Origin of the sequence: Catellatospora sp. NPDC049609 (assembly GCF_040675365.1) — a bacterium.
In the GTDB taxonomy this organism is placed as follows: Bacteria; Actinomycetota; Actinomycetes; order Mycobacteriales; family Micromonosporaceae; genus Catellatospora.
Window position 1 is genome coordinate 21,429 of sequence record NZ_JBFAOU010000103.1, and the last position, 6,000, is coordinate 27,428.

The following is a 6,000-nucleotide window of genomic DNA, read 5'->3' on the forward strand; positions in this document are numbered from 1 at the left end:
GTAGAGTCGAAGTTGCGTCGATTGCTGAGTCGATTTTTGATGGGAGAGCCACGTGGAGCCCGACCTCGCCGCCGCGTACGAGCGCTGCCGCCGCCTGCACCGGCAGCACGGCCGCACGTACTACCTGGCAACGCGCCTGCTCCCGGCCTGGAAGCGGCCGCACGTGCACGCGCTCTACGGGTTCACCCGGCATGCGGACGAGATCGTCGACCAGACCGACGCGCTGGCGCCCGCCGACCGCGCCCGTGCCCTGCGCGACTGGTCCGACCGGTTCGTCGCCGGGCTGCACGGCGCGCCCGTGGACGACCCGCTGCTGCCCGCGGTGCTGCACACCATCCGCACCTTCGACATGGACCGGGCCGACTTCGCCTCGTTCCTGCGCTCGATGGCGATGGACCTGGAGATCGCCGAGTACGCCGACTACGACGACCTGCTGGCGTACATGGAGGGCTCGGCGGCCGTGATCGGCACGATGATGCTGCCGATCCTCGACCCCGCCGACCCGGCGGCCGCCCGCGAACCGGCCCGCCAGCTCGGCCTGGCGTTCCAGCTCACCAACTTCATCCGCGACATCGGCGAGGACCTCGACCGCGGCCGGGTCTACCTGCCCCAGCGCGACCTGCACGCGTTCGGGCTGAGCACGGCCGACCTGCGGCTGGCCGCGTCCCGGGGCACCGCGAGCACGCCCATCCGCGAGCTGGTGCGCTTCGAGATCGCGCGGGCGCGCGAGCACTACGCCCTCGCCGCGCCGGGGGTCACCATGCTCGCGCCCACCTCGCAGGCCTGCATCCGCACGGCGTACCACCTCTACGGCGGCATCCTCGACGAGGTCGAGCGCGCGGAGTACGACGTCTTCGCCCGCCGCGCCACCGTGCCGAACCGGCGGCGGCTGCGGGTGGCCGCCCAGTGCCTGCTCACCCGGGCCGGCACCCCGGTCGTCGCGGCCGGCGCGCAGCCCGTGCCGGAGGCGGCGCACTGATGGACCGCCTGCGTTACCTGCTCGTCCTCGCCGCGTGCCTGGCGGTCACCCTGCCGCTGGAGGCGGTCCTCGGGGCGCGCGTGTACCGCCGCCCCCGCCGCCTGCTCGCCGCCCTCGCTCCGGTCCTCGCCGTCTTCGTCCTCTGGGACCTGGTGGCGACCGCCCGCGGCCACTGGTGGTTCTCCCCCCGCTACACCACCGGCGCGACCCTGCTCGGCCTGCCCGTCGAGGAGTGGCTGTTCTTCCTGGTGGTCCCCCTCTGCGCCCTGCTCACCTTCGAGGTCCTCGGGCGCGGCCCCGCCGTCCGCCGCCGGCTCTCCCGTCGCGACCCCGCCCACCTGGCCGACCACTCCACCCAGGCCGCCCCCACGGGGGCGGCCACCCCGACCGCGCGGACCGGAGGCGGGCATGGGTGAGTACACCGTGGCCGCCGCCGTCGCCTGCGCCGCGGTGGTGGGGCTGGAGCTCGGGGTGCTGCGGACCGGGCTGCTGCGGACCTGGCGGTACTGGGCGACGCTGGCGATCTCGCTGGCGTTCATGGTGCCGGTGGACGGGTGGCTGACCCGGGCCGACGCCACCGTCGTGCACTACGACGGCGACGCGATCACCGGGCTGCGGGCCCCGTGGCACATCCCGGTCGAGGACTACGGCTTCGCGTACGCGCTGATCACCCTCACCCTGCTGCTGTGGGTCCGGGCCCGGCGGGAGCCGGCCGATGCCTGACCCGGTCGCGGCCGTGCTGCGCCACGGTTTCACCCACCTGGTGCGCCGCGACCTGCGCGGGGTGTGGCTGCGCGGCGGGCTGCCGCGCGGCCCGTTCGTCTGGGCCGCCAACCACCACACCTGGTGGGACCCGTTCGTCGCGGCGACGGTGCTGTGGCGCACCGGCCACCCCGCGTGCCTGCTCATGCGGCAGGACAACCTGGCCAGCTACGGCTTCCTGCGGCGGCTGGGCGTGTTCGGCACCCACGAGCCGCGCACCGGGCTGGGGCTGCTGCGCGACGGGCGCACCCTCGTCGTCTACCCCGAGGGCGAGCTGCGCCCGGCCGGCCCGCCCGGCCCGCTGTCGCCCGGCGCCGCCTGGTACGCCCGCCAGGCCCGGGTGCCGCTGCTGGCCGTCGCGGTGCGGGTGGTGCTGCGCGGGCAGACCCGGCCGGAGGCGTACATCTCCTGCACCGAGGTGCCGGGCGGCCGGGACGACGGCCGGACCACCGAGCAGCTCGCCGAGATCCTCGCCGCCGACCTGTCCACCCTGGACGGCCAGCTCGGCGCGGCCGACCCCCGGCAACCGCTGGCCGGCTTCCGGCGCGTGGTCGCCGGGCGGCGCAGCTGGGACGAGCGCATCGACGCGGCGAAGGGAGCCCTGACGTGGCGTTCCTGACCGGCGGACGCACCGGAGCCGGGCCTGCGGTAGCGGCCCGGCCCGCTCGGCGCGGTGGAGAGCATCCCGCCCTGGCGGTGCTGGCCGCCGCCGTGGCGGGCTTCCACCTGGTCAAGACGGCCGGGCTGCTGGCGAACACGAGGGCGTTCCCGGTGCTGGCCGAGCCGTCGATCGCCGGGTCGCCGCAGCTCCCCGCCGGGGTCCGGGGCGCGGGCAGGCCGGGGCGGCCGCGTACGTCGCTGCTGGTGCCCGCCCGGGACGAGGCCGCGCGGCTGCCGCACACCCTGCCCGGCCTGCTCGCCCAGCCCGCCGACGAGATCCTGGTCCTGGACGACGGCTCGACCGACGGCACCGCCGAGATCGTCGCCGGGTTCGCCGACCCGCGCCTGAAGCTGCTGACCGGCACGCCCCGGCCCGACGGCTGGATCGGCAAGAACTGGGCCTGCCACCAGCTCGCCGCGGCGGCCACCGGCGAGCTGCTGGTCTACCTGGACGCCGATGTCACGCTGCGGCCCGGCGCGCTGGACGCGGTCTGGGCCGAGTTCGGCCGCCAGCGCGCCGACGTGTTCTCGGTCTTCCCGCGCCAGCAGACCGGCACGGTGGGCGAGCGCATGCTGGTGCCGCTGATCGACGAGAACCTGCTGGCATTCCTGCCCCACCAGCTGCTCGACCTGCCGATCCCGGCCGCCGCGGTGGCCAACGGGCAGCTGCTGGCGTTCCGGCGCCCCGCGTACCGGCGGCTCGGCGGGCACGCCGCCGTGGCCGGGGAGATCGTCGAGGACCTGGCGCTGGCCCGGCTGGCCCGGCGCAGCGGGCTCAAGCTCGGGCTGGCCCTGGGCGGCGACCTGGTGAGCACCCGCATGTACGACGGCTACCGCAGCACCGTGCGCGGCATGGGCAAGAGCATGCGGGCCGCGCACGGCGGCAGCGACGTGCTGCTCGCGGCGAGCGCGGCGTGGCACCTGGCCGCGTACACCGTGCCGTGGCTGCGCTGGCACCGCGGCGCGGCGTGGCGGGTCGCCGCGATGCTGGGCCTGGCCGAGCGGGTGCTCGGCAACGCCAAGACCGGGCGCGGGGCGTACGCCGAGGCCGCGCTCGTGCCGTTCATCGCGCCCGCCGCGCTGCCCGTGTACGCGCTGGCGCTGCGGCGCACCGCCGTCTGGAAGGGACGCCGCTACCGGTGACCACGCTGCCCGCCCCCGCCGGCACGCCGCTGCTGGGCCACCTGTGGCGGTGGTCCACCGATCCGGTGCGCCTGCTCACCGACGGTGCCCGCACCGGCGACGTGTTCCGGCTGCGGCTGTGGCGGCCGGTGATCGTCGGGTACACCCCGGACTGGAACCGGGCCGTGCTCGGCGACCTGGACACCTTCCGCAGCGTCGGCAGCCTGAGCGGGCTCACGCCCTACCTGTCGGCGGGCGTGGTCTACCAGGACCAGCCGGCGCACGACCCGCGGCGGCGCGAGCTCAACCCGCACTTCCACGCCCGCGGCATCGCGCACCTGGCCGAGCGCCTCGACCTGGTCGCGCGGGCCGACCTGCCCGCCGGCCGGGTGGAGGCGCTGGCCTGGGCGAGCGGCACGGTGCGGCGCATGCTCAACGCCGCCTTCTTCGCCAACACCATGCCCGATCGGCTGCTGGCCGACTTCCTGCACCCGCTGCAGCAGCCCGCGCCGGGCCCGATGATCCCCCGCCCGCTGCTGTTCCGGCGGCTGGACGCCGCGATCGCCCGGATCCTGGCCGACCCGCCGCCGGGCACCCTGGCCGAGGCCCTGGCCGGGCTGGACGACGCGGTCGCCGAGATCCGGGTCGGGCTGGCCGCCGGGTACGACACCACCGCGCACACCCTGGCCTGGGCGCTGTGGCACCTGGCCGGGGCGCCGGAGTGGGTGCAGCCGGAGACGCTGCCGCAGGTCGTCGACGAGGTGCTGCGCCTCTACCCGGCGGGCTGGCTGGGCAGCCGGGTCACCGCCGCACCGGTCACCGTCACCGGCGTCGACATCCCGGCGGGCACGCTCGTGCTGTACTCGCCGCTGCTCACCCACCGCGACCCGCGGCTGTGGCCGGGCCCGCTGGAGTTCCGCCCGGAACGGTTCGACGGCGGGCGCCCCGCCTGGGGCTTCCTGCCCTTCAGCGCGGGACGGCGCACCTGCCTGGGCGCACACCTGGCCCGCGCGATGCTGCGGGCGGCGCTCACCCCGTGGTGCGAGGGCAAGCTGGCGCAGGTCGAAGGCGACCCCCGGCCCGCCGCGGCGATCGCGCTGCGCCCGGCCGGTCCCCTGTGGATCGAGCGCCGCTGGTGAACCGGCGGGGTGCGTCCGTGAAACAGGCCGTAGCCTGGACGTATGGGACAGCACGTGGACGTCGCGATCATCGGAGCGGGCCTGTCCGGGCTCGTCGCCGCCCGCTGGCTGGCCGACGCGGGACTGCGGGTGGCCGTCTACGAGGCCGGTGACGACGTCGGCGGGCGGGTGCGCACCGACGAGGTCGACGGGTTCCTGCTGGACCGCGGCTTCCAGGTGATCTGCCCGGCCTATCCGGCGCTGGCGACCGAGGTCGACGTCGACGCGCTGCACCTGCGCCCGTTCGCCCGCGGGCTGGCGGTGCGCTACGGCGGCCGGACGCACCGGCTGCGCGCCGACATCACCGCCCCCGCCGCGATCACCGGCGGGCTGCTCCCGCTGGGCGACGCGTTCGCGCTGGCCGGGCTCGGCGTACGTGGCGCCCTCGGCCCGGCCCGCCCGCTCAAGCGCGAGCCGGACCGCACCACGCTGGAGGTGCTCAAGGAGGCCGGCTTCTCCCCCGCCGGGGTCGACCGGGTGCTGCGGCCGTTCCTGGCCGGGGTGCTGCTGGAGGACCGGCTGGTCACCTCGGGCCGCTTCTTCCAGCTGGTGTGGCGCTCCTTCCTGCACGGCGGCGCCGCGGTGCCCGCGCAGGGCATGCGGGCGCTGCCCCGCCAGCTCGCCGACCGGCTCCCGGACGGCACCGTCCACCTCGGCGCGCGGGTCGAGCGGCTCACCCCGGACGGGCTCGCCGTCGCGGGCGGCCACGAGGTGCGCGCGGACGTGGTCGTGGTGGCCACCGACGCGACCACCGCGGCCGCCCTGCTGCCCGGCCTGGCCGAGCCCGGCTGGCGCGGGGTGACCACCTTCTACCACGCCGCGGACACCTCGCCCCGGCGCGAGGCGCTGCCGATCCTCGACGCCGAGCAGCCCGGCCTGGTCCGCAACACCGTGGTGATGTCGGCCGCAGCAGCCGGGTACGCCCCCGACGGGCAGGCTCTCATCGCGACGTCCGTGCTGGACACGGTCACTCCGCTGGACGAGCTGGAGCGCCGGGTGCGCGGGCGGCTGTCGGTGCTCTACGGCACGGACACCGCCGGCTGGCAGGCGCTGCGGGCGTACCGCATCCCGCAGGCCCTGCCCGCGATGCCCGCGCCGCACCCGCTGCGCCGCACCGTACGCGTCGGCGACGGCCGCTACGTCTGCGGCGACCACCGCGACACCAGCTCCCTGCAGGGCGCCCTGGTCTCCGGCCGGCGCGTCGCCAGGGCCGTGCTGGAGGACCTGCACGGGCCCGTCGGCCGGGTCCTGGTCGCCGGGGGCCCGCCCCGGCACGGGCACCGCTGAGCGTGCCGGGCC

At 76.7% G+C, this 6,000-nt stretch carries 7 protein-coding genes; all 7 read left to right on the forward strand.

What is annotated here, in order from left to right:
- The first annotated feature begins 52 nt into the window (after positions 1-52).
- The 7 genes from AB0J67_RS25405 to AB0J67_RS25435 are packed head-to-tail and all read left to right on the forward strand — an operon-like array spanning position 53 to position 5,988.
- A complete protein-coding gene (locus AB0J67_RS25405; protein ID WP_363485947.1) occupies positions 53-979 on the forward strand; it encodes a phytoene/squalene synthase family protein in 927 nt (308 codons plus the stop codon).
- On the forward strand, positions 979-1,395 hold the full coding sequence (locus AB0J67_RS25410) for a lycopene cyclase domain-containing protein (RefSeq protein ID WP_363485948.1): 417 nt from the start codon (positions 979-981) through the stop codon (positions 1,393-1,395). Before AB0J67_RS25405 ends, AB0J67_RS25410 begins: the two co-directional genes overlap by 1 nt.
- Positions 1,388-1,702, forward strand: a complete 315-nt coding sequence (locus AB0J67_RS25415; RefSeq protein WP_363485949.1) for a lycopene cyclase domain-containing protein — start codon at positions 1,388-1,390, stop codon at positions 1,700-1,702. Before AB0J67_RS25410 ends, AB0J67_RS25415 begins: the two co-directional genes overlap by 8 nt.
- Positions 1,695-2,360 carry a lysophospholipid acyltransferase family protein gene (locus AB0J67_RS25420; protein WP_363485950.1) on the forward strand — a complete coding sequence of 222 codons (666 nt, stop codon included), beginning with the start codon at positions 1,695-1,697 and terminating at the stop codon, positions 2,358-2,360. Before AB0J67_RS25415 ends, AB0J67_RS25420 begins: the two co-directional genes overlap by 8 nt.
- Positions 2,348-3,544: a glycosyltransferase family 2 protein gene (locus AB0J67_RS25425; RefSeq protein ID WP_363485951.1), complete on the forward strand. Its 1,197-nt coding sequence runs from the start codon at positions 2,348-2,350 to the stop codon at positions 3,542-3,544. Before AB0J67_RS25420 ends, AB0J67_RS25425 begins: the two co-directional genes overlap by 13 nt.
- Positions 3,541-4,662 (forward strand): cytochrome P450, encoded by a 1,122-nt coding sequence (locus tag AB0J67_RS25430; protein ID WP_363485952.1) that lies wholly within the window; start codon positions 3,541-3,543, stop codon positions 4,660-4,662. Before AB0J67_RS25425 ends, AB0J67_RS25430 begins: the two co-directional genes overlap by 4 nt.
- Positions 4,663-4,704: 42 nt before the next feature.
- Positions 4,705-5,988 carry an NAD(P)/FAD-dependent oxidoreductase gene (locus AB0J67_RS25435; protein ID WP_363485953.1) on the forward strand — a complete coding sequence of 428 codons (1,284 nt, stop codon included), beginning with the start codon at positions 4,705-4,707 and terminating at the stop codon, positions 5,986-5,988.
- Positions 5,989-6,000 lie beyond the last annotated feature (12 nt).

What these genes read in the sequence shown, in the direction of transcription:
- AB0J67_RS25410 (WP_363485948.1), top strand. Translation starts at nt 979, where the DNA reads ATGGACCGCCTGCGTTACCTGCTCGTCCTCGCCGCGTGCCTGGCGGTC.
- AB0J67_RS25415 (WP_363485949.1), top strand. Translation starts at nt 1,388, where the DNA reads ATGGGTGAGTACACCGTGGCCGCCGCCGTCGCCTGCGCCGCGGTGGTG.
- AB0J67_RS25420 (WP_363485950.1), top strand. Translation starts at nt 1,695, where the DNA reads ATGCCTGACCCGGTCGCGGCCGTGCTGCGCCACGGTTTCACCCACCTG.
- AB0J67_RS25435 (WP_363485953.1), top strand. Translation starts at nt 4,705, where the DNA reads ATGGGACAGCACGTGGACGTCGCGATCATCGGAGCGGGCCTGTCCGGG.